The organism is Clostridium beijerinckii (assembly GCF_036699995.1).
Lineage (GTDB): Bacteria > Bacillota > Clostridia > Clostridiales > Clostridiaceae > Clostridium > Clostridium helianthi.
Genome location: NZ_CP144906.1, coordinates 5194193 through 5218129 on the forward strand (window position 1 = coordinate 5194193; position 23937 = coordinate 5218129).

Genomic DNA, 23937 nt, shown 5'->3' on the forward strand with positions numbered 1-23937 from the left:
GCTCTAGACACAATACTTTGTGCTCAAAATTACCGTAGCCAGTTTCCTAAAAGGAGTTCTTGCTACCAGAAAGTACAACGGCTTACTTCCTCACCTTTCTATATTATTGACAAGGTTATCCATTTGTTAACAGAAACCACTTAATTTTCATTATACTTTGTGAAGGCTTTGCCTTCATGGGCGGTTCCTAAACAATAAAAAATAGTTAACAACATGAAAAATAAATCATTATTGTTAACTATTTATAAGAACTGTTTAATTTATTCTTTTAATTCCTTAAATCCAGAAACTTTGCATTTACCCAAATTTATTAAAGGAATATTGTGTACTTTTATTCTTCTATTTTAACTACATCATAGCCTTCTTCTTCAATAGCTTCTTTTATTTCTTCATTACTATTTTCAGTTTCAACTATTGCACAATTATCCTTAAGCCTAACTTCAACTGAAGTTACCTTATCCAAATTTTCTAGTGCTTCCTTTACGTGAGCAACACAATGTTCACAACTCATTCCTTCAATTAATATTTTCTTTTTCATATTTATTACCTCCCGTTTATTAATGATTAAAATTTAGAAATCAAAATATAGATATTTGAAATAAATTTCTTCAAGCATCTAGATACAATTATCTACTACCTAAGAAATGTCCTAATATGCTATTTTTGCTTATCATCATATCTTATTGATCAGGCTTTAAAATTTTTAAGCCTTAATGCATTTGTAAGTACTGAAACAGAACTTAAGCTCATCGCTGCAGCTGCTATCATAGGATTTAATAATGGACCTCCAAATACATGAAGTATTCCCATGGCAACTGGTATACCTAGTACGTTATATCCAAATGCCCAGAATAAATTTTGTTTTATATTTTTAATGGTTGCTTTACTTAGTTTTATTGCTGTTATAACATCCATCAAATCACTTTTCATAAGAACTATATCTGCTGATTCTATTGCGACATCAGTACCTGATCCTATAGCAATTCCAACATTAGATTGAGCTAATGCTGGTGCGTCATTTATTCCATCCCCAACCATAGCTACCTTCATGTTCTCTCCTTGAAGCTTTTTGACTTCATTAGCCTTGTCTTCAGGCAACACTTCAGCTAGCACTATATCAATTCCAACTTGTTTTGCTATTGCATCTGCAGTTTTTTTGTTATCTCCAGTAATCATAGCTACCTTTATTCCCATGTTATGAAGAGCCTCTATAGCTTTTTTGCTACTTGGCTTAACAGTATCTGCAACAGCTACTATTCCACTTAAAGTATTATCAACTGCTACATACATAGGAGTCTTACCTTCAGCTGCTAATCTATCACTTTCATCTGCTAACATAGCAATATCAATATTTTTTTCTATCATTAACTTTTTATTTCCAAGTAAAATATTTTTTTCTTCTATCTTAACTTCTATTCCATGTCCTGGAATTGCATTGAATTGTTGAATTTCTTTAAGTTCCAAGTTCTTGTCATTTGCTTCTTTAACAATTGCTTCTCCTAACGGATGCTCTGAACCTTTCTCACTACTTGCAGCTAAAATTAATATCTCATCTTCTGAAATTCCATTTGTTATTATATCTGTAACTACTGGTTTTCCTTCTGTTATAGTCCCAGTTTTATCAAATACAATAGTTTTTATACTATGAGTAGTTTCTAATGCTTCTCCACCTTTAATTAACACACCATTCTCTGCACCTTTACCTGTTCCAACCATTATTGCAGTTGGAGTTGCAAGACCTAATGCACATGGACAAGCTATAACTAGTACTGCAATAAATATTGTTAGAGAGAATATTGTTGTTTCTCCTGAAATTAACCATCCTATTGAGGCTATTATTGCTAGCATTATAACTATTGGCACAAAATATGCTGATATAACATCTGCAAGTTTAGCTATTGGAGCTTTAGATCCTTGTGCTTCTTCAACTAACCTAACTATTTGCGCAAGAGCAGTATCTTTTCCAACCTTAGTTGCTTTATACTTTATAAATCCAGTTTTATTGATACTTGCTCCAATTACGCTGCTTCCTACTATCTTTTCTACTGGAATACTTTCTCCTGTAAGCATTGATTCATCAATAGATGTACTACCATCAATAATTTCCCCATCTACAGGTACCTTTTCACCTGGTTTAACTAATACTATATCACCAACAATTACTTCTTCTATAGGTATTGTAATTTCAGCATTATTTCTTATTATTGTTGCAGTTTTAGGTGCTAACCCCATTAGTGCTTTAATAGCTTGTGATGTTCTTCCTTTTGAAACTGCCTCCAGATATTTTCCAAGCGTTATTAAAGTTAAAATGACTGCTGCTGACTCAAAATATAAGTGCATAGCATATTCAGTTTCACCTATTTGTATTTTATAAATTCCAAATATTCCATATAAAACAGCTGCTAAAGTACTTATAGCTATCAACGAATCCATATTAGGACTTAGTTTAAATAAATTCTTTATACCAATTAGATAAAACTTATATCCAGCTATCATTACAGGTATTGTTAATACTAATTGAATCACAGCAAAATTTAATGGATTCATCATAGAATCAATAATATATGGAAGAGGCATACCTAACATATGTCCCATAGTTATTACTAAAAGCGGAATTGCAAATATTAGAGATGCAATAAATCTCCTTAATAACAATTGACTTGCCTCTAGTTTTTTCTTTTCTTGAACTTGCTCTTCTTCCTTAATTAGCTTATACCCTGCTTTATCTACGGCAGTTTTAATTTCACTATATCCAATTTCATCTTCATCTATATTTATAGTCAACTTTTCTGTTGCTAAATTAACAACAGAATCTTGAACTCCATTAAGCTTTTTAGTAACTCTCTCAACTCTACTTGCACACGCTGAACATGTCATTCCTTCAACTTTAAAAGTATAAGTCTTCATATTCTTCTTAACACCGTAACCGGCTTTAACTACGGTTGCTTCTATATTTTCATTATTAAGTTTGTTTTCATCAAACTCTACATTCAGTGTTTCTGCTGCAAAGTTAACACTTGCACTATTTACGCCTTCTAACTTTTTAACAAATCTTTCAACTCTATTTGCACATGCTGAGCATGTCATTCCTTCAATTTTAAATGCTTTTTTATTCATACTTCACCTCTTTACTTATTTAGCATATACTTTAAAACTTACATTAAGTTCATTTTAACTTTACTAATCAATTTGCAACTTGTTCTCTATATTTAACTAATTAAATAATGCTTTTATATTTTATTTAATATTATCAGCTCTTAATAATCAGTTTTATTTTGAAAGTAACTTCTCTAGAACTTTATTAAATTCTTCTATTTTCTCATCTGGATTGTTGTTATAACAAGCTTCTTTTACGCAATGGCGTAAATGACCTTGCAAAATCATTAAATCTGCTTTTTTTATTAAAGATTGAACTGCCATCAATTGATTTGCAACATCTATGCAATATCTATCATCTTCAATCATTTTTATTATTCCTTCTATTTGACCCTTAGCTGTTTTTAAAGATTGCAATGCTTTTTTTCTTTCTTCGCTCATTTCTTCCTCCCCTCCCCCTGTGTAGGGGGGTCTTATTAATTTCATTATATATTAATAAATTATTTTGTCAATATTATTTCTAATATATTCTTACGGTTATCTTGCTCTTCTATCTATTCTTATACTCACCTTGAATACTCATTTTTTTATTCTAAGCACTTAACTTCACATTCCCCTAATGCCGTGATAAGATAAAATGCTGGCTTTAACGTAGAATTTGCTAAAAAAATAAGCTCCATATAAAATGAAGCTTATTTCTGTAAATATCTATTTATATTCAATTATGGGGCTTTCTTTAACTTTCATAATTTCTCCTATATGAAAATTTAGAATTTCATGATCATTTAAATTTGGAATAATAAGCATTGTTATATCTTCTATTCCTTTTTCTTTTAGGAGTTCTTTATCGAATTCTAAAAGTAACTCGCCTTTTTTCACGTATTTTTCTTCTTCACAATGCAAGTTAAAGCCTTCACCTTTCAAATTTACAGTGTCAAGTCCCACGTGAATTAGAATTTCTATTCCATCCTCTGTTCTTATTCCTATTGCATGCTTGCTTTCCTTCATTATTGTAACAATAGTCCCATCACATGGTGAAAATATTTTATTAATACTTGGTTTAATAGCAATACCTTCACCCATCATTTTCTGAGAAAACACTTCATCTTTAACTTCACTTATATCTACGCTAACTCCATCTGTAAAAGCATATAATAATTTATTTTTGTTTCTTTTTAATATATTTTTAAACATTCTCTATCCTACTTCAATTCTGGCCAATATTCTTTATTAGCTTCAATCATATCATCTAAAATCTGTTTTGCTACAAATGCAGATGGAATTGTTTTATTCATGGTAAATGCCATAAGTGCTTTTTCATATGATCCTTCAATAGCAGCTTCAACTACAAGTTTTTCTGATGCTTCTTGTTGTTCAATTATTCCTTTATAGAAAGTTGGGATTTCTCCTACACGTACTGGTTCTGGCCCATCTTTAGTTATATATGCAGGCACTTCTACCATAGCATCGTCAGGTAAGTTTTTTATTGCCCCATTATTTTCTACCATAACTAAGTGTCTCTTTCTTAAATCAAAAGCTAAGCTCATAGCAACTTCAACAATAAATTCTCCATGCACTCCAGTAAAGAATTGTGTAAGATCAATTTGCCCTGTAGCATTATATTGATCTACAGCATCAAATATCTTCTTCTCTCTTCCTTCCATTACTTCATTAGCTCTAGTATGATTTTTATCTGCTTCTTTTACAATTCTATCTCCTAAAAGATAATATTGCATATACGTATTTGGAAGATATTTAGGGAACATTTGCATTATGTGTTTAGCATTATCAAATGTATGAAGCCATGATGCATCATTATGTCTTACTTCACTTCTTGAATCTGGAGGAATATAACCATGTTCCTTTACATATGCTTTTAACTCCTCAGTTTTATCTTCACCACTAACTCTAATTTTTGTAAACCACCCAAAGTGATTTAATCCAAAATAATCTGCTTCTATATCATGTCTATCACAATCTAAGATATTAGCCATATTTCTCATAATTGCAACTGGCATATCACATATATTTAAAATCCTTGCATTTGGTCTTAGCTTATACATAGCTTTTGCTACAATAGCTGCTGGATTAGAATAATTAACAATCCAATAATTTTTATTTGCATATTTTTCACAAAAATCTATCATTTCAACCATAGGATATATTGTTCTTAATCCATATGCTAATCCTCCAGGACCACATGTTTCTTGACCAACCACATCATATTTTAGTGGAATTTTTTCATCTTGTTCTCTCATCTTATATAACCCAACACGCATTTGAGCGAAAACAAAATCTGCATCCTTAAATCCTTCTTCTGGATCAGTTGTAAGAACAAGCTTTACATCTGGATCAAACATTTCTACTACTTTCTTTACTATCACTCCTACTTTATTTTGACGTTCCGCATTTATATCATATAATCTTAATTCTGATATTTTAAAATCCTCTTTCTTTGAAAGTAAACTCTTTACAATCCCTGGTGTATATGTGCTTCCTCCGCCTACTATTACTAATTTAAATTCTTTCATTTTAATAATTCCTCCTTCATTTTATTCTGCTCTGTCTAATGCTTCATCTACTATTGTTCTAATTTTATTAATTGAAAGGCCATATACAACTTGTATATTGTTTCCCTTTTTCACAACACCTGCTGCGCCTGTTCCTTTTAAAGCTTCTTCATCAATTAAGGTGTTATCTATAACATCCACTCTAAGTCTTGAAAAACAATTTTCTACTGTTACTATATTTGCTTTTCCACCTAATGCTCTAATTATTGTTAACGCTTTTTCATCATCGTTATTAGCTTTATTATTATTTTTATTTGCTGATTTCATATCTTGCTTAACTTTTGCTGCATTCTCATTTAAATCAATTACAGCATCTGTATCATTCTCTTCTCTTCCAGGTGTTCTTAAATTCATCTTCTCAATCATAAATTTGAATACTAGAAAAATCACAACTATTTCAACTAATCCTACTAATATATACACAGGCCAATGAGTTTTGCCTATACCCGCTGGCAAGTTTATTACTAGAAAATCTAATATTCCATTAGTTGCACATACTCTTACATTTAATAGGTATACAAACATTTGGAATAATCCATCAATCACTGAATAAACAAACCATAATAATGGTGCCGCGAAAATAAATGTGAATTCTAATGGTTCTGTAATACCTGCAATTACTGCTGTTAAAGTTGATGGTATTAATTGTGCCTTTAAATTACTACGCTTTGCTTTTTTAGCAGTGAAGTAAAATGCTAAGGCAACTCCAATTACACCAAAAGTTTTAACTAATCCATATGTTAAAAATCTTGCTGAATCAGGCATAATAGAGATTGTTGAATCATTAAGCAATGCTAAGAAAACTGGTTTTGCTCCAATTACATTTTGGCCATTTATTATCATCTGATCACCAACTGCTGAATATAAGAATGGAGACCAGATTAAATGATGTAATCCTGTTGGAACTAAGAATCTATTTAAAAATCCATAAACAAACACTCCAGCTGCCCCTGCTGAACTCATAAATCCAGTAAGAGCTGTGATTCCAGCAGCTATTGTAGGCCATACATATGTAGTACCAATACTTAATATAGCTACTACAGGAATCATGATAACTAATACAAATTTACTATTACCATACGGAGCCATAGCGCCACTAAATTCTTTCTCTATATATTTGTTATGAACTATAGCTACTAGCACTCCTAGAATCATTCCTAGAAATACTCCCATATCTGTAACATGAAATCCTAGTTGAATTGTCTGCCCAGTTCCATATAAAGCTGATGCTGTATCACCTTTAATTATTTTTCCAGATAGCTCTAACCACTTACTATTCGCACCTAAAAATAGAATATATGACATAATAGAAATGAATGCTGCTTCCGCTTTTTTCTTCTTTGACATCCCCATCGCTATTCCGACACAAAACAAAATGCTTAAGTTCCCCATAATCGGTGATAACATTCCATTAAAGAATTTTCCTGTTACCCAAATTGCTCCGCCTTCTTTTACAAACGTTGTATTAGTGAAAACTGCTGTTAATGCAATCAACATACCTACAATAGGTAAGAATAAGACCGGTCCAATCATAGCTTTGGCAAATTTCTGCATACTATTTAAAATCTTATCTTTCATTTAAATATTCCCCTTCACTATTTTATAATTTTCTTTGGGTAATTACCTGTGAGAATAGGATATCATTATTAATAGATATTGTTAATAGTTTTAAACGTTTCAGCAACATGTTGACTCAAAAGTAAACATGTTTACCTTTACACACAAAAAAGCTATCTCATTAGTTAACCTTGAGATAGCTTTATATATATAATTTCGGTAAGTTTCCACATGAGTATGACTAGTTTGGATATCTATATTTTATAAATTACTCATTACCTTATCTAGCAAATATTCCATTACAATCATTACCCTAGCATAAAAATAGTTCGCGGTAAGATTTCTATCATCTAATTCTTTATCATCCAATATCATAAAATTTAAGGTTGCCTTTTTAGCCATGTGATTCTCTGGCTTACCAGTAAAAGTTATAATATCCAATTGATTTTTTGATGCATAATCAATCACTTTTGTTATACTTTCCGTTTCTCCACTTTTAGATATTCCAATAACTAAGGCGCCTCCTATTTGATTGCTGTCATATACTCCATAAGAATTTGTTTTAATGCATTTAAACCCAAGCACTAACATCTTTCTCCAAAAGAAATCTGCAATCGAATCAGAGAATCCAGTGGCTGTTATGAAAATTATATCTTCTCTATGTTTAATTATCATAGAAATGAAATCTTCTATTTTCTTATTTTCAATTTCTGATATGAAGCTAGTAATATCAGAGGTATGTTCTTGATTGTTTTGATGATTTTTTACTATGAAGTTTAGTCGATATATCATATCGACATAGCCTGTATAACCTAGCTTCTTTGATAGCTTTATTATTGTTGCCGCCGATGTATAATTAATTGTTGCAACATCTCTTACACCTTTAGTTAAAACAGAATCAATATTAGTTAATATGTATTGCAAAACCTGTCTCTCTGTTTCTGAGAGCTTGTAATTATCAGCTATTTTATAAATATCAAATTTCATATCACACCTCCAATATAATGTAATTACTTCATATGATATCATACTTATATCTTTATTACTTAATGAATACATAAAAAAATCCCTTAACGTAGGGATTGTAATCAAAAATTGCAGCTTTCATTAAGTTACTTATATCTCACATCATGAATATCTTCTCTCTTATTATAAATTCCCAATAGATTTTATTATTCCTCAATTTCTTCTAAGTATTCTATAAATGCCTTAACTATAATTGGATCAAATTGCTTCCCTGAACATCTTTTTAATTCTTCAATTGCTTCTTCTTTATTCAAACATTTCTTATAAATGCCATTGTTCGTCATAGCATCATACGAATCTGCGACACTAACAATTCTAGATACCAGTGGTATTTTCTCTCCCTCTAATTTAAGCGGATAGCCATTTCCATCCCATCTCTCATGATGAGCTAAAACACCTTTTGCTACATTATCTAGTTGATTTGAGGCTTTTACTATCCTATATCCCTTTTCTGTATGAGTTTTCACTACTTCAAACTCATCTTCTGTTAACTCACCCTTCTTAAGTAATATTTCTTCATTTATTCCTATTTTCCCTATATCATGAAGCTTAGCAACTATTGTTAGCTCATCCATTACCGACATTGGAAGCGATAACTTTTCTCCTATCGCAATAGAATTTTCTAATACTCTATCTGTATGTTCTTCAGTTTCCAGACTCTTGGCTTCTAACCCCATTTGCAGAGAATACATTATAGAACTATTAAGACTGGTTTTTTGTAGCAACTTTTGCCTATATACCTTATCATCTGCTTCTTTTAATGCTTGATATATACTCTTATTCAAGCTATCCGCTACTGATGCACCTAAAGATATGCTCACATTGATTAAATCGTGCTTATACATTTTGCAACGATCAAATATATTTTTAATAATGATTTCACATTCCTGTTCAGTTGTATTTTTACTTAAAATTACGAATTCATCTCCACCAGTTCTGAAAATCAACTGTTTTTCACCACATACATCTTTAAGTGCTTGGGCTATTAATCTTAAAAGTTCATCGCCTTGATCATGACCTAGCGTATCATTTACTAATTTTAGTCCATTGGCATCCCCCATTATTACTCCTACCGGAAGATACTCTTCACCTTGGAACTCTTTCACTTTTTCTTCAAAATATGTTCTATTGTATAAACCTGTTAAAATATCAGTAAAGCTTAATTGTCTTAATTTTTTCTCTGCTTCTTTTTTCTCAGTTATATCTAATACTAATCCTACAACACCTGAAACATCACCATTCTTATCGATTACAGGTACTTTTACTGCTTCTGTATATATTTCCTCTCCATCTCCTGAGTAAAGTATTGTTTCAGCTTTTATACTTCTTTTATTTTTTATTACTTCATTATCTTCTCTTGAATATTTTGCAGCCAATTCTTCCGTTGGATGTATATCAATATTTGTCTTTCCTACTACTTCTCCTATACCATCCTTATTATAGAATTCATCAAATTGCTTATTTACATATACATATCTGCCTTCTTTATCTTTAAAAAATACTCTTCCTGGAAGTGTATCCATTACAACTTTTAATATGTTTTCTTGTTTCTCTATAATCTTATCTTTTTCTTTTATAATATCTAAATTTGCATATATGCCAGCTACAGCAAATACTTTTCCCTCATCAATTAGCGGAACTATAGTAATTTTTCTGCGCTTTCCATCAAGGTACCCTTCTTCAGTTAATGGCTTTAAGGAGTTTATAACTTGATTGCAATATTTAATACATTCCTCTCTTACAACACCATCAAATATCTCTGCATCATTTTTTCCAATAAATTCTTTATTTATATCTTTATATATAGCTTTGTATTCTTTATTTACATATATAAATCTCAATTCAAGGTCTTTTATCCATATAGGCTGTGGAAGATTATCTGCTAATGATTTAAATAGCTTGTACTCCATCTCCTCATTTTCCCTCCTTTGAATTCCAATCTGCCGTAATAATTCTCAGAAATGATTCATCATAATAATCTCTAATAAACTATTTGGAATATTTATGCAACTATTTCCTCAAATTTTACTAATTACAACCAACTTATCACACTTTGTAATTTCTTTCAATCATTGCAATCATTTGTTAGGGACTTATTTTAAAAATTGAAATTCAATTTCTTTATTAAACTTAATCACTAGTAATGTAGCTTTAAAACTTTTAATTCTTTACTATATTACAAAATAAATATTTAAATTAAGTACCTTTATCTACTTAATCTTATGTTTATATTTCTTATCTATTATCTCTTTTAAAGCACCTTCTGCTAGTTGTGCAAAATATTTCGAACTATTTAAAATTGCCTTCTCATCAACTTTATATTCCGGGTGATGGTGCGCATAAGATTTTCCTGTTCCTACAATTATAAATGCACCTGGTATTTTTCTTTGATAATACGCAAAATCTTCACCCTCTAGACCCATAGATATTCTTCTAACATCATATCCAGCTCGTTTTCCAATTTTAGTACTAAACTCTACCCATTCTTCAGTATTATTTGTTGCCGGAGAACCTGAATGCCAAATAAGCTCTGCACTTCCACCAAAAGATTGTGCTATTCCTGATACCATTTCATTCATTCTCTTAGCTATTAATTGACGTATATTCTCATCTAATGTTCTTACTGTGCCCTCAAGATATGCTGATTCTGGAATTACATTCCAAGTATTTCCTCCTTCTATATGAGTCACACTTAATAGCGCTTTTTCTGTTGGACCTATATTACGACTGATAATTGTTTGAAGTGATGTAACTATGTTACTGGCAATTATAATTGGATCTATTCCTTTTTCCGGCTTAGCAGCATGGCTACCAATCCCTGTAATATTTATTTCAAACCTATCGACAGCAGCTGTCATTGCTCCAGTTTTTATTCCCATTATTCCAACTTCTGAATCTGAAACATTGTGTATTCCAAAAATTGCATCCACATCATCTAAAACACCTGTCTCCAAAATTTTTTTAGCTCCATCCGCACTTTCTTCACCCGGCTGAAATATAAATTTTACTGTTCCTATTAATGACCCTTGATGCTTTTTAACTAAATATGCTGCACCTAAAATCACCGCCATATGAAAATCATGACCACAAGCATGCATCATACCATCAACTTTAGACTTATAACAGAGACTTGTCTCTTCTTTGATTGGTAATGCATCTATATCACATCTGATAGCGACGACAGGACCATTAGGATTTCCTTTTACCTGTGCTACAAGGCCTGTATCCAAAGGTAAATCAAGAATATCTATATCTGCTCTTTTTAGCAAATCTTTTATCAGTTGTGTAGTTTTATATTCCTCATTAGACAATTCTGGATTCTCATGTAGTTTTCTATATACTTCTATAAGCTCATCATTTAAATTCTCTATTATAGATAACAATATTTTATTTGTCATATTAATCCCCCTTTAAATTCATAAAATAACATTTTGCCCTTTATAATAGGCTACTTTGCTAAATTAGTTGCTGCCATAGTTACAACGATAAATATTATATAGAATACTATATAAGCCCTCGACCATGCTCCACTAAAAGAATATCTTACTTTCTGGTGAGTTTTTAATATTCTTGTATCCTCTTTTACTATTTCTAAAAATTCGCTTTTATACTTACTAATAAATAGCAATAATGCAGCTACACCAACTAAAAAGTACAAAGTTCCAAATGTATACTCCAATATAGGCATCTTTAATAAAGATATTCCTGTTGTAGCAAAAGTTATCGTATTATTAAATATATGAGCTATCATCGACGGTATAATAGATTTTGATTTAATTGCAATAAATGCTAAAACAATTCCCATAAGTATTGGATTTATGAATTGAACTAGGTTTAGATGAAACATGGAAAAAAGAATTGAAGAAACAATCATTGCAGTTAGATTCCCATATTTCTGCATGCTTCTTAGTATAAATCCCCTAAATATAATTTCTTCTAAAATTGGTCCCACTAAACATACATATATTAAAAATAATATTAAAAAAGTGTTTTGTTTAGGGAAACTAAAATCTGGCTGTGGAATGTTTAATCCTAAAATCTTAAAAATTGTTGAGTATATCATATATACCATGCTTGAAATCATTCCTACTCCTATACAAGAAGTTGCTCCTAACAATACAAACATCTTATTTGACTTATTCTTTGAAAATATTTCTTGCCTAAATTTCACCTTTATAGTTTTTATTGCTATTAGAATTGCTATAAGATCCCCAACTATACATGTAAAATATCCAGCAAAAAAATTATATGCGTCACTTGAAAGTCCTAATATCATATTTTCCTTTAGATTAGTTACCACATTAAATCCTATCATTGGTCCTATAAATTTTATAGAAAATGTCATTATGAACACCAATCCATATGTTGACAATACTAACGCAAGAAGTATCCTTGCACAGTTTTCGCCGCTTTTTTTAATATCCTTTTTTAATGCGAGCTTTCTATATTCAATTTCTTCTTGAAAATCATTTATCATAGCTTTACCTACCATTCATTACTTTAGTGTAAAATAAAATTGCAATTACTTATAGCCTCATATAAATCTTCTCTTCTATCCTTCTTTATATCAAACTTTTCTTTAACTGCTTTTATCATATCTATTTCTAACTCTTTTATAATTAATGTTTCTTTCTCACTTATTTCATTAAGTATATCACCATCTGGACTTACAAAAATTGATTTTCCATTATAATGAAGATCATTTCCAATTCCTACTCTATTTATCCCTATTATATAGCATTGGTTTTCTATGGCCCGCGCCTTCAATAAAGTTATCCAATGTTTTTCTCTTTCTTTAGGCCAATTAGCCGCTATAGTTATTATTTGCGCTTCTTTAGATGCTATTTGAAATATTTCTGGGAACCTTAGATCATAGCAAATAAATGGAGCTATTTTAAATCCATCAATCTCACATGTGAGTATCTTATCTCCTTTATGATATTTATCATCCTCACCACTGTAGGAAAATGGATGTATTTTCGTATATTTAGTTAAGCATTTCCCTTCTCTTGATAGAATAATATATTTATTACTACCCATTTTATCACTTTTTACCGCAACACCAATTCCTATATTTATATTATTATCCTTAGCCTTTTTTCCAATCCATTTTATTATTTCATCTTCAGATAATACAAGCTTGCTTATATCCATAGTAAAACCCGTTAAAGCCATCTCAGGAAATAAGATTAAATCAACCTTATTTTTTGAAGCTTTTTCAATAAATTCTTCAGCTTTCTTCATGTTTTTGTTAATATTCTCCCAGACTATATCCATCTGCGCAATTCCTATAATCAAGTTGTACCTCCTTCAATATTTATAAATAAAGGATACTATGTGCATTGTTACATCAGAGTACCCTTTACTTTAGGTCGTCTATATCTAATTATCAACCGTGGTTAAAAATTCTTTCCATTCCATCCCCAATTTTCAACTTCTTCATACTTAACATATACCTTATCTTGAGGTATGTTTAATTCCTTTTCATATATGTTACAAATTTCTGCTGTTAAAGCATCATATGCATCCTTACTTGATTTTCCAAATATCTTTACTTCTATAAATGCACCCTTTTCTAATTTTTCTCCTCCGAAATATAATGAGTAGTCATCTTCGAAGCCTACCATCAAAAAGGTTTCACTTTTTCCTGGAATCAATTTTATTGCTTCCCCTAATTTTTTCTTTATAATTTCCTCTTTTTCCTTTGAAATTTTCACACTAACTTTTGATCCTATAAATGGCATCTCTTGTTATCTCCTTTCTACATATACATATATAAATATACTAAATTATACCATAATTCTATATATTTGATTATTATTTGCAAGTACATACTTAATTTATATCATAATTCCTAATATCACATTCATTTCTATTACTACAATAAATACCACATTAAAAATTGATTATTTAGTTTTAATTATATCACATCTTGTACTCGACCTTTCTACTATGTTTGATTCACCTTTCTTAAGTTTTATAAAGATACTATATTAACTTAGGAATACTATAAATATTCTAACGTCTTATCTTCTAAATATAGTATGTATATATTTTAAATATGTAATTTATTCCTTTTGTATATATTCATCACTTCTCTTATTTTTTTAGTGTTGAACTTTATTTATTAATCTCATATCTATTTCAATATTTGTTAATGAAATAATTATAAGAAAAAACTAAAATTTGGTTAAACTTTTTTCTAAAATATGTTATATTATTCATAGTAGGTATTAATTTTGTAAGTATTTAGGTGTTGACTTTTAAGTTTTTTTGAGAGGGGATTAAATTATGAATGTCGATAAATCAATGTCAAAAATTTTGATAGTTGATGATAATATTGCTAATGTTTTACTACTTGAAAGAATGCTTAACATATCTGGTTATAAGAACATAAAAACATTAACCGATTCTAGAGAAATTTTAAGATTATATTCTACATATAAACCTAATTTGATACTATTAGACTTTAGGATGCCATTTGTTGATGGACTTCAAATTATAGATGAACTAAATCTTATAAAAGATGATAGTGAACTATCTATAATTATGATCTCTGCTGAAAACGATAAAGAATACTATGATAAAGCGTTGGCTAAAGGTGCTGCTGATTTCATTACTAAACCATTTAATTATGATGATATAATTTCCAAAATCACGAGCACCTTACAACGTTTATGATTACTAGGCATAGTGGATGAGGTGATATTATGGATAAAACAAACACTCATAAAAATATTTCTCTTTATAAATGGATTTGGCAGTCCTATATTCGTAATGCGTTAATTCCATTAATAATTATTGAAATAATTTTTACATGTATATATTTCATCTCAAATTACTGGTCTCATAAAAGTTCAGTTGCCTTTTACAAAGATCAATCAAAAAGTGAACTTAATAAAATTATTAAACAAGAAGTCAACTTAATTGATCAGCACTTATCGTCTATTTCAAATTCTACAATGTTTTTCAGTTTGCAAATAGGACATGCTTTATCAACTACAACTTCTTTAACTCCTAAAGAATATAGTAGGTTATCATATTCAAATGATAATATTTACTATACTAAAGAGAATAATTCAGCTGATGAGGCAGCAATTTTTTATAATAATTTTCTACCTGCTACAAGAGATGATAAAGAAAATAAAATAGCCAAGGTATTAACACAACAAAAATTAATGGCAGATATTAAGAATTCTTGTCCATTAGTTAATTCCATATATTTTAACACCTTTGATTCCTTAAATATAACTTACCCATACGTTGATGTTTTTAATAGCTATAATTCTTCTTTACAATCACCTTCTAGCAAATTTTATTATGAAGCTGATGCTAACCATAATCCAGATCAAAAAGTAAAATGGGTGACTCATGATTTTAATTCAAGTAACAACAATTTTATAAGTTCTGCTATATGTCCTGTTTATAACGGCAATTTTTTGGAAGGTGTTGTAAGCATTGATATAAATATGGATTCAATTGTTGATAAGATTTTAGAAATTGATATTCCTTGGAATGGTTATAACCTATTGATTGGAAAGGATGGCAATATCCTTTCACTTTCTGATGCAGGAAAAAATGATTTAAATTTAGATCAACTCGTTTTAAAATACGGAAACGGGTATTATCATTATAACTTGTATAACAACAATGATTTGACCACATTAATGGATGAAATTCAAACTAGTGAAACTGGATTTTCAAATTTTACACTTAAAGAAGAACCTAGAATTGCATGTTGGTCCGCTATACCTAATACGGATTTAAAATTATTAATAGTAGTTCCAACAAAAAATATACACTCTAATGCTGATATGCTAAAAAACAATTTGTTAAGAATCGGAATAATTACAGTATTAGGATTAATTTTATCATATTTTTTACTTTTCTTAATCACTTATAAGAAAGTGAAAAATATGAGCTATATTGTTTCTGATTCCTTGTTAAATATTAATAATATTGTTCAGGAGATTAGTAGTGGCAAATATGATATAGATGATCCACTATTAAAGATCTCAGAATTAGAAGATATAGCATTAAATTTGATCGAAATGGGACATCATATCGGTGAAACAAATAAAAATTTATTAGTTACCCAATCTGAACTCAGAAAAAAAGAAGTTGATTTCAGGTCACTTGTTGATTCAATTAATGACATAATCTCAGAGATAGATATAAACGGATATATCACTAAATTATGGTCAAGTGTTCATACTTATTTGTATAAACTACATATGCACGGGCATCTTAGCTCTATCTACGATATTTTAGATGAAAATACAGCTAAAGTTGCTAAAGAAAAGATAGATTATGTTATTAAAGCAAGAAAATCTACTACTATGGATTTTAATATTCAATCCAAGGATGGATTAAAATGGTTTGAGGCATGTATTTCTCCGCACTTAAACTATAAAGATAGAGTAGTAGTTCTAACTCGTGACATTACAGAGCAAAAGAAAATGGCTCGTTCTATTATTACGGCAAAAGAAGAGGCTGAAAAAGCTAGTAAAGCAAAATCTGAATTTTTATCTAGCATGAGTCATGAGCTTAGAACACCATTAAATTCCATATTAGGATTTTCTCAAATCTTAGAATTAGACCCTGAATCTCCATTAACACCTTCTCAGAGTCAGAGTGTTAAGGAAATATCAAAAGCCGGCAATCATTTACTAGAATTAATTAACGAAATACTGGATTTAGCTAAAATCGAATCAGGAAAACTGAGCATTTCAATTGAATCTGTTCCAATTAAACATGTAATAGAAGAGGCTATTTCCATAATAAAACCATTTGCAGATAAACATAAAATAAAAATTATTAATTACCCTATAGATAATCCAGATGAATTTGTTTCGGCAGACCATACACGACTAAAACAAATTTTACTTAATTTGCTATCTAACGCAATTAAGTATAACAAAAAAGATGGTCAAGTAATCTTCTATCATGATAAGGTTAATGATAAATATAGATTTCATGTTATTGACACTGGCATTGGCTTATCTAATTCTGATTTAGAATTGATTTTCAAACCATTTTACCGTCTAAACAGAATCAATAATTCAATTGAAGGAACTGGAATTGGACTTGCAGTTGCCAAACAGCTAACTGAATTAATGAATGGTGAAATATTTGTAACTAGCGAAAAAGGTGCTGGCAGTCACTTTTGGATTGAACTTCCTTGTATGGAATCATCTATTTTGCAAACTTCTGAAAATATGATGGCATCTGAAAATAGAACTTATTTCTCTAACGATAAATTTCGCACAATATTATATGCTGAAGATAATCCTGCTAATTTACGGCTTGTTGAACGTGCTCTACACCAAATTAGTAATTTAAAAATACTTTCAGCAAATTCTGGTGAATTGTGTTTAGATTTAGCTGTTTCCCATAAACCAGATATTATATTACTGGATATAAATTTACCTGGGATAGACGGTTATGAAGTCTTCAAAAGACTCAAAATGCATAAGGAGACCAAAGACATCCCAATCATCGCTGTTAGTGCTCATGCAATGCCTAGAGATATAGAAAAAGGATTATCATTAGGATTTTCTGATTATATTACTAAACCAATTGATATTCCAAACTTTATCGAAAAGGTGTGCATAATATTAGCTAAAATTAACAAAGAAGACATCGATTAATAAGACATAATACTATATTTAAGAAAGAGGCGTTATCTAATTTATGAATTATGACAAAGATTATGACATAATTGGTTTTTCAAATGATTTAGGACTTAATCTTCAACAGGTATCTGAGCTTTATGCCGAATTGATTAATGAATTTAATATAGCATTATCAGATTTAAAGGCCTCCATGATGGAAAGTGATTTAGAAAATATTCAAAAAATAATTCATAACTTGAAGGGTCTTTCCGGAAATTATAGAATAACTGATGTCTATGAGGAAACTACCCAAATTAATAATTTATTGAAAAATAGCAATTATAATAATATCCAACCGCATTTAAGTAATATACTTACTGTCATCTCCATAGCCTTAAAAAAAATCAGAAGCTTCTTTTATGAGATGTCTATACTCATATAACTATATAATAAAAAAGACAGTACTAAAGAATTATTATTTAAACTGAACCTATGAAATAGCTCTTTTAAGAATGGCTATTTCATAGGTTTTATTTTAATTCTTAGTACTATCTTTTTAAATTATCATCTAATTTCTGCGACTACTTATTAGAAATTCTCCTAAATCTTTATCTGCGTTTAGCATATGTTTTCTACACCATTTAAATATTTTTTGTTGCATATGTATAATAAATAATGTTGATATTTCCCTAGTTTCTAAGAAGCTTCTTATGTCCCTTAAACACTCTTTGAATTCTTCATGCTGCATCTGCTGAATCTCTAATCCTGGATAGTTATTTTCCTTTTGAATTGCTTCTTCTTCATTAATATGACGAATTGCATGTTCTTCAAGAGAATCCAACGCCTTAATAATCTCTACCTTGCTTTTTTCTTCATTCATGGCACTTACCAAATTATTAATTAATCTAAATATTTCTTGATGCTGTCTATCAATGTTATCAACTCCAGTGGATAACACAGCATCCCAATTTGAATTCATAAAATGCATAAGTACCTCACCACTAATATTGATTCTGCTAATATCCATAATAACCGAATCATTATCTTCATGAGTAAACTTTACCATTGATGACGCTATTTTATTATTTATTAATCCTCTTTCATCCTTTTTCAATACTTCATACATATTTCATACACCCTCTCATAATTTATACTTCTATACCCAAATATCATTATCTATATAATCCTCACCCTAAGATTTTAAATTTTTAGCATAATTAATCTACACAAATATATTCATTAACAATTTCTTCTGGTAATTCTTTATAATCAAATGGTGATATATCATCAATTTCAAATTTGACTAACTCCATAACCTTTATTAATACCCTATCCATTTTTACTAGAAATTCTTCCTTTTCTTCTGCCTTAATAACAAAACTATTGAATGGAACATTATATTTATTTACAAACTTTAAATTTAAATTTACAACCCAACTTCTCATATATGTATCCCCCTTATCAAAAATACCTTAGTATTGTTTAGAATTTTCTATTAAAAAGTTTCCTAAATCCTTATCTAAATCTCGTATATGGCTCTTCCACCAAGTTGACATTCTATTTTGTACCTTTATCACAAATAATGCAGATGTTCCAGTAGTTTCAAATGTCCTCCTCAATTCTTTAAGTTCCTCTTTAAATTCTTCATGCTGTTTATGTTGAATGCTATATTTAGGATAATTATTTTTCTTTTGAATTTCTTCTTCTTCAGTAAAATGCTTTATAACATAATCTTCAAGGAAATTTAAAGTTCCTATAACCTCATCCTTACCCTTACCTTCTTTCATAGCAGTCAATAATTTATTAATACGATCAAATAATTCTTTGTGTTGATTATCAATATTTACAATTCCCGTTGCTAAATTATTGTCCCAATTTAAATTCATAATAAAACACCCTCTCATAAATTACTTTTAGTAAGATTCTTTCTTTATATAAAGATATCTTCTATACGAATACAATTTAAAACACCCTTGCCTATACCAGATATCTATATAATTTAAATTATTTCTTATCATCTATATCTAAATTTAATTTCTTCATAACTTCAATTAATTTATCAGTATTTATTGGTTTAGTTACATACACTTCACAGCCTAGTTCAAAAGCATTTTGGACATCTTTTGCATTATCTAAGGCCGTAATCACAAATTTTTTAGACAAATTTTCATAGGTTATTTGTTTTTCTTTCTCAATTGAATTAATCATCTTCAGCGCCTTTAACCCATCTAACTTCGGCATCATTATGTCAAGACATATAACATCATATGGATCTTTCTCCTCCACTGAAAACATAAATGCCTGGACTGCTTCCTCTCCGTTAACTACCATATCACAATCACCATATTGTGAAAAAAACTTAAATAAAAATCGTCTATTTACGTAATCATCTTCCGCAATAAGAATTCTCATATACCAACCTCTTTTCAACCCAAATTTTATATATTCATTAAACTAATAATGCGTTCTCTTAATTGCTCAAAAGTTATTTTCACTTTTTCCTCATTTCCCCTTCGTGCATTTGCTTTCAACTTAAACCCCATCATTACTAGTTCATCAAACTTAGAAATAACTATAGAGTTATTTATAATCTCTGCTATCTTTTCAATTTTAATTAGATCACTATTTGCCTCGTCCATTTTTTCAACTAATCTTTTTAATTCTGTATTTAGATCTGTGCTTCTATTTATTTCATTCGCATTTTTGAAATTTCTTTTCTCTTGTAATTCATGTGAATTAATATTCACTTTTCCTCTCTTTGCTAGTCTGAAAGCTGCTGTAAAACTAAATGTACTTCCTAGTCCCATATGGCTTTCAACACAAATCCCTCCCCCCAATATTTCAACCAATTGTTTTGACAATGCAAGTCCTAATCCGGTTCCATTATATTCACGGGAATAGGAATTATTTAATTGACTAAAACTTTTAAATAATAAATTCTTATCTTTCTCATTAATTCCTATTCCTGTATCTTTAACTAAAAACCTTAAAATAATCTTTTCTCCTATTGTTTGCTCCTTTTTAATTATTAATGAAATTCTTCCTTCATCTGTGAATTTTATTGCATTGCTTATCAAATTATTAAGTATTTGTTGTAATTTTTCAGAATCTCCGTACAATAAATCCGGAATTTCATCTGAATCTTTGTATTCTAGGATAATTCCTTTTTTTCTTACATCGTATGAATAGATTTTAAGTGTGTTATGTATTAGATTTTTAAGATTGAAATTGGATTCCCTCAATTCCATTTTTCCTGCTTCTGATTTTGAAAAATTTAGTATCGCATTCACAATATTAATCAATGAATAAGCACTATCTTTCGCAATTAGAAGATTTTCTCTCAATTCATCCTTTAACTCACTATTCATTAATGTAAGTTCAATCATCCCTATAACACCATTAAGTGGCGTCCTTATCTCATGACTCATATTTGCAAGAAAATTGCTTTTTGCTTTATTTGCTGCTTCTGCTTCTTCCTTTGAACTTATAAGAAGATTTTTCATCTCTTCCTCTACTCTTTTTCTCTCAACTCTTTCATGCAAATCCTTAAGTTCTCTTTTTACAACCATTCCAAGACGTGCCATTTTATCCTTCATGATATAATCCTTGCATCCAGCACGCATGGCTTCAACAGCTGTCTCCTCCCCAATTTCACCTGATACTATAATAAATGGTATATCTAACTTTGTTTCATTTAATATTTTCAATGCTTCGATAGAATTAAAATTTGGCATTACATGATCAGATAAAATTATGTCCCACTCCTTACAATTTAACGCCTTTCTTAAATCTTCTGCATTTTCTATTTGCTCATAGTCTACATTGAAACCACTTCTCTTAAGTTGTGCTACCTCAAAATTCAAAGAGGCTTTTGAATCTTCTATTATCAAAACTCTAATATCATTTATCATAGGCTTCACTCCATGGAACTAATTTTAAATCATTCATATTTTGACATCATATCTAAATCTATGTTTTTAATTGAATTATTTACTAAACAGCTTTTAGTTTCCCTTAATTTAAATTTTGAAACTTGATCTTTCAACATCTCTGCTTGAGAAGCCAACTCTTCACTTGCGGATGCACTTTCTTCTGCTGTTGCTGAATTAGTTTGTACTACTGCTGATATCTGAATAACTCCTTGATTAATTTGAGCTATTCCTTCTGCCTGTTCATTTGAAGCTACTGCTATTTGATTTATGAATTCAGCAACTTTCACAGTGTCCTCTACAATTTTATTTAATGCTTCAGACGTCTGTTTTGCTATCTTGGTTCCCATTTCTGCCTTTCTAATAGCGCCCTCAATCATCTCTGCAGTTTCCTTTGCAGCTTTTGCAGATCTTGCTGCCAGGTTTCTAACTTCCTCTGCAACCACTGCAAAACCTTTTCCATGCTGTCCAGCCCTTGCCGCTTCAACCGCCGCATTTAAAGCCAAAATATTAGTTTGAAATGCAATTTCATCAATAACTTTTATAATCTTATATATACTTGTTGAAGCATTGTTTATATCTTCTACCGCTATTTTCATTGCTTTCATTTGCTCATAACCATCTTCAGCATTCATTTTTGCACTAACGGCAATTTCATTGGCATTTGTAGAGTTCTCTGCATTCATTTTTGTTTGAGCAGATATTTCTTCAATAGATGCCGTTAACTCTTCAATAGAACTGGCTTGTTCCATAGCTCCTTGTGAAAGTGCTACACTTGAATCAGAAACTTGTTTTGCCCCTGCTGAAACTTGTTCTGTTGCTGAATTTATATTACAGATAGTATTATTTAATTTTTCAGCCATTCTCCTAAACGAAAGAGCCAATAATCCGATCTCATCTTTGCTCTCTATATTAACACTTATATTAAAGTCTCCATCTGCAATTTTATCTGCTATTCTTATTATCTTATTAACTGGTCTACTTATGGATAAAGAGATAACTACTCCTGTTAGTATTGATACAGTTACTCCTATAATTAAGATTATTGTTGTTAATAGTGTTGTTTTATCTGCTGTTTTACTGTTCCCGTCCGAAGTTTCTTTAGCTATCTTTAGCTTTAAATCTGTATATGTTTTTAAATTTAATTGCAACTTTTCTAAAATTGGCTTTCCTTCTGAATATAAATTATTAACTGCTTCTTGATTTTTATTTTGATTCTTTAGTTGAGTTATTTTACTTATAAGATTCATATATTCTGATTTAGAAACCTTTATATCCTCAATAGCTTTTTTCCCTTCAATAGTTAAGGTTGTTTCTGACAATTTATTTAAGCTATAATCAAACTTATCGCTATTGTCCTTAATTTGACTAATATAATCCTGAATTTCCGCTGTATTATCTGAAAGCAAAATGTCTCTGGTGTTAGCTCTTATATTATTAAAATCATTAGAAACCTCAATAACATCTCCTAATGGCTGAGTCATTTTATCATATAATTTAGTATCTAGGTCATTAATTTTATTTATATTTGAAATACAATAAATACCCGTAATACCTGCAATAAAAGCTGCAACTAAAAATCCTAGAAGTATTTTCAAACCTATTTTCATATTTTTGAACCATTTCATAATAATGTCCTCCCTCTATTGTTCAATGTTATTTAGAGTTTCAGCCTCCTCATCATTTATTAACTTATTACAATCTAAAATTAATTTAACTTGATTATCTATTTTTCCTATTCCCTTTATATACTTATTGCTAACTTTGCTTAGATTAGGTGGAGGTACAATGTCTTGATCTGGTATTATCAGAACTTCTGAAACACTATCAACAATAAGACCTATTGATAATTCATTAATATCTATCACGATTATACAAGTCCTGTCATTATACTCCCTAAAATCCTTCTTAAATCTTAGTCTCACATCCATTACGGGAATTATCTTTCCTCTTAAATTAATGATTCCTCTTATATAATCTGGAAGTTCTGGAACCAAAGTTATAGGTTGTATTCCAATAATCTCTGTAACATTATTTATTCCTATACCATAAGATTCATCATCAAGTATAAATGTGAGGTATTTTCCCTTCTGAGTATCTTCTTCCATATCTGCATTATCATTAATTATATTTGTATTCATGCTA

22 protein-coding genes are annotated in these 23937 nt (G+C 29.9%); 3 read left to right on the top strand and 19 right to left on the bottom strand.

All coding sequences use genetic code 11. From position 1 onward, the window contains the following. Positions 1-331: 331 nt before the first annotated feature. The 12 genes from PZA12_RS23320 to PZA12_RS23375 all read right to left on the bottom strand — a co-directional run bounded on the left by PZA12_RS23320 (position 332) and on the right by PZA12_RS23375 (position 13993). Positions 332-538 carry a heavy-metal-associated domain-containing protein gene (locus PZA12_RS23320; RefSeq protein WP_103698051.1) on the bottom strand — a complete coding sequence of 69 codons (207 nt, stop codon included), beginning with the start codon at positions 536-538 and terminating at the stop codon, positions 332-334. A 149-nt stretch (positions 539-687) separates the two neighbouring features. Further along, positions 688-3117, bottom strand: a complete 2430-nt coding sequence (locus PZA12_RS23325) for a heavy metal translocating P-type ATPase (RefSeq protein WP_103698052.1) — start codon at positions 3115-3117, stop codon at positions 688-690. Between the two features lie 153 nt (positions 3118-3270). Beyond that, positions 3271-3537, bottom strand: coding sequence for a metal-sensing transcriptional repressor (locus PZA12_RS23330; RefSeq protein ID WP_012060955.1), 267 nt, complete (start codon positions 3535-3537; stop codon positions 3271-3273). A 267-nt stretch (positions 3538-3804) separates the two neighbouring features. Further along, positions 3805-4290, bottom strand: coding sequence for a PTS sugar transporter subunit IIA (locus PZA12_RS23335; RefSeq protein ID WP_103698053.1), 486 nt, complete (start codon positions 4288-4290; stop codon positions 3805-3807). Positions 4291-4298: 8 nt separating this feature from the next. Next, positions 4299-5627 carry a 6-phospho-alpha-glucosidase gene (locus tag PZA12_RS23340; RefSeq protein WP_103698054.1) on the bottom strand — a complete coding sequence of 443 codons (1329 nt, stop codon included), beginning with the start codon at positions 5625-5627 and terminating at the stop codon, positions 4299-4301. A gap of 21 nt (positions 5628-5648) precedes the next feature. Further along, positions 5649-7244, bottom strand: coding sequence for a PTS transporter subunit EIIC (locus PZA12_RS23345; protein ID WP_103698055.1), 1596 nt, complete (start codon positions 7242-7244; stop codon positions 5649-5651). Between the two features lie 240 nt (positions 7245-7484). Next, the gene (locus PZA12_RS23350; RefSeq protein ID WP_031276441.1) at positions 7485-8210 is read right to left on the bottom strand and encodes a MurR/RpiR family transcriptional regulator; all 726 of its coding nucleotides are present in this window, start codon (positions 8208-8210) and stop codon (positions 7485-7487) included. A 185-nt stretch (positions 8211-8395) separates the two neighbouring features. Then, positions 8396-10159, bottom strand: coding sequence for a sensor domain-containing diguanylate cyclase/phosphohydrolase (locus PZA12_RS23355; RefSeq protein WP_023977002.1), 1764 nt, complete (start codon positions 10157-10159; stop codon positions 8396-8398). A gap of 300 nt (positions 10160-10459) precedes the next feature. Further along, entirely contained in the window at positions 10460-11647 is a 1188-nt protein-coding gene (locus PZA12_RS23360) for an amidohydrolase (protein WP_023977003.1), read from the bottom strand. A 50-nt stretch (positions 11648-11697) separates the two neighbouring features. Further along, on the bottom strand, positions 11698-12726 hold the full coding sequence (locus tag PZA12_RS23365; protein WP_242984818.1) for a CPBP family intramembrane glutamic endopeptidase: 1029 nt from the start codon (positions 12724-12726) through the stop codon (positions 11698-11700). Positions 12727-12749: 23 nt separating this feature from the next. Continuing rightward, positions 12750-13547, bottom strand: a complete 798-nt coding sequence (locus tag PZA12_RS23370; protein WP_103698057.1) for a carbon-nitrogen family hydrolase — start codon at positions 13545-13547, stop codon at positions 12750-12752. A 101-nt stretch (positions 13548-13648) separates the two neighbouring features. After that, positions 13649-13993, bottom strand: a complete 345-nt coding sequence (locus tag PZA12_RS23375) for a phenylpyruvate tautomerase MIF-related protein (protein ID WP_077842021.1) — start codon at positions 13991-13993, stop codon at positions 13649-13651. Positions 13994-14540: 547 nt separating this feature from the next. Between PZA12_RS23375 and PZA12_RS23380 the strand changes: the two genes are divergently transcribed. From PZA12_RS23380 to PZA12_RS23390, 3 genes are read left to right on the top strand one after another with little or no spacing between them, the layout of a single operon-like run. Further along, on the top strand, positions 14541-14930 hold the full coding sequence (locus PZA12_RS23380) for a response regulator (RefSeq protein WP_077838597.1): 390 nt from the start codon (positions 14541-14543) through the stop codon (positions 14928-14930). 29 nt (positions 14931-14959) lie between these two features. Then, on the top strand, positions 14960-17899 hold the full coding sequence (locus tag PZA12_RS23385) for an ATP-binding protein (protein WP_103698058.1): 2940 nt from the start codon (positions 14960-14962) through the stop codon (positions 17897-17899). Between the two features lie 43 nt (positions 17900-17942). Further along, positions 17943-18305 carry an Hpt domain-containing protein gene (locus PZA12_RS23390; protein WP_103698059.1) on the top strand — a complete coding sequence of 121 codons (363 nt, stop codon included), beginning with the start codon at positions 17943-17945 and terminating at the stop codon, positions 18303-18305. A gap of 126 nt (positions 18306-18431) precedes the next feature. Here PZA12_RS23390 and PZA12_RS23395 read toward each other — a convergent pair whose 3' ends face one another. The 7 genes from PZA12_RS23395 to PZA12_RS23425 all read right to left on the bottom strand — a co-directional run bounded on the left by PZA12_RS23395 (position 18432) and on the right by PZA12_RS23425 (position 23933). Then, entirely contained in the window at positions 18432-18989 is a 558-nt protein-coding gene (locus PZA12_RS23395; protein ID WP_241394424.1) for a bacteriohemerythrin, read from the bottom strand. Positions 18990-19080: 91 nt separating this feature from the next. Next, positions 19081-19308: a hypothetical protein gene (locus PZA12_RS23400; RefSeq protein ID WP_077838595.1), complete on the bottom strand. Its 228-nt coding sequence runs from the start codon at positions 19306-19308 to the stop codon at positions 19081-19083. Between the two features lie 27 nt (positions 19309-19335). Continuing rightward, positions 19336-19749, bottom strand: coding sequence for a bacteriohemerythrin (locus tag PZA12_RS23405; protein WP_077842018.1), 414 nt, complete (start codon positions 19747-19749; stop codon positions 19336-19338). 118 nt (positions 19750-19867) lie between these two features. Further along, the gene (locus PZA12_RS23410; protein ID WP_023975967.1) at positions 19868-20275 is read right to left on the bottom strand and encodes a response regulator; all 408 of its coding nucleotides are present in this window, start codon (positions 20273-20275) and stop codon (positions 19868-19870) included. A gap of 26 nt (positions 20276-20301) precedes the next feature. After that, on the bottom strand, positions 20302-21774 hold the full coding sequence (locus tag PZA12_RS23415) for an ATP-binding response regulator (RefSeq protein ID WP_103698060.1): 1473 nt from the start codon (positions 21772-21774) through the stop codon (positions 20302-20304). A gap of 29 nt (positions 21775-21803) precedes the next feature. Beyond that, entirely contained in the window at positions 21804-23420 is a 1617-nt protein-coding gene (locus tag PZA12_RS23420; RefSeq protein WP_077842015.1) for a methyl-accepting chemotaxis protein, read from the bottom strand. Between the two features lie 15 nt (positions 23421-23435). After that, positions 23436-23933: a chemotaxis protein CheW gene (locus tag PZA12_RS23425; RefSeq protein WP_103698061.1), complete on the bottom strand. Its 498-nt coding sequence runs from the start codon at positions 23931-23933 to the stop codon at positions 23436-23438. Positions 23934-23937 lie beyond the last annotated feature (4 nt).

Coding starts and splice junctions, on each gene's coding strand:
- PZA12_RS23355 (WP_023977002.1), bottom strand. CDS start 10,159: ATGGAGTACAAGCTATTTAAATCATTAGCAGATAATCTTCCACAGCCT.
- PZA12_RS23405 (WP_077842018.1), bottom strand. CDS start 19,749: ATGAATTTAAATTGGGACAATAATTTAGCAACGGGAATTGTAAATATT.
- PZA12_RS23375 (WP_077842021.1), bottom strand. CDS start 13,993: ATGCCATTTATAGGATCAAAAGTTAGTGTGAAAATTTCAAAGGAAAAA.
- PZA12_RS23345 (WP_103698055.1), bottom strand. CDS start 7,244: ATGAAAGATAAGATTTTAAATAGTATGCAGAAATTTGCCAAAGCTATG.
- PZA12_RS23410 (WP_023975967.1), bottom strand. CDS start 20,275: ATGAGAATTCTTATTGCGGAAGATGATTACGTAAATAGACGATTTTTA.
- PZA12_RS23325 (WP_103698052.1), bottom strand. CDS start 3,117: ATGAATAAAAAAGCATTTAAAATTGAAGGAATGACATGCTCAGCATGT.
- PZA12_RS23400 (WP_077838595.1), bottom strand. CDS start 19,308: ATGAGAAGTTGGGTTGTAAATTTAAATTTAAAGTTTGTAAATAAATAT.
- PZA12_RS23425 (WP_103698061.1), bottom strand. CDS start 23,933: ATGAATACAAATATAATTAATGATAATGCAGATATGGAAGAAGATACT.
- PZA12_RS23420 (WP_077842015.1), bottom strand. CDS start 23,420: ATGAAATGGTTCAAAAATATGAAAATAGGTTTGAAAATACTTCTAGGA.
- PZA12_RS23340 (WP_103698054.1), bottom strand. CDS start 5,627: ATGAAAGAATTTAAATTAGTAATAGTAGGCGGAGGAAGCACATATACA.
- PZA12_RS23335 (WP_103698053.1), bottom strand. CDS start 4,290: ATGTTTAAAAATATATTAAAAAGAAACAAAAATAAATTATTATATGCT.
- PZA12_RS23395 (WP_241394424.1), bottom strand. CDS start 18,989: ATGTATGAAGTATTGAAAAAGGATGAAAGAGGATTAATAAATAATAAA.
- PZA12_RS23415 (WP_103698060.1), bottom strand. CDS start 21,774: ATGATAAATGATATTAGAGTTTTGATAATAGAAGATTCAAAAGCCTCT.
- PZA12_RS23380 (WP_077838597.1), top strand. CDS start 14,541: ATGAATGTCGATAAATCAATGTCAAAAATTTTGATAGTTGATGATAAT.
- PZA12_RS23350 (WP_031276441.1), bottom strand. CDS start 8,210: ATGAAATTTGATATTTATAAAATAGCTGATAATTACAAGCTCTCAGAA.
- PZA12_RS23365 (WP_242984818.1), bottom strand. CDS start 12,726: ATGATAAATGATTTTCAAGAAGAAATTGAATATAGAAAGCTCGCATTA.
- PZA12_RS23390 (WP_103698059.1), top strand. CDS start 17,943: ATGAATTATGACAAAGATTATGACATAATTGGTTTTTCAAATGATTTA.
- PZA12_RS23360 (WP_023977003.1), bottom strand. CDS start 11,647: ATGACAAATAAAATATTGTTATCTATAATAGAGAATTTAAATGATGAG.
- PZA12_RS23320 (WP_103698051.1), bottom strand. CDS start 538: ATGAAAAAGAAAATATTAATTGAAGGAATGAGTTGTGAACATTGTGTT.
- PZA12_RS23385 (WP_103698058.1), top strand. CDS start 14,960: ATGGATAAAACAAACACTCATAAAAATATTTCTCTTTATAAATGGATT.
- PZA12_RS23330 (WP_012060955.1), bottom strand. CDS start 3,537: ATGAGCGAAGAAAGAAAAAAAGCATTGCAATCTTTAAAAACAGCTAAG.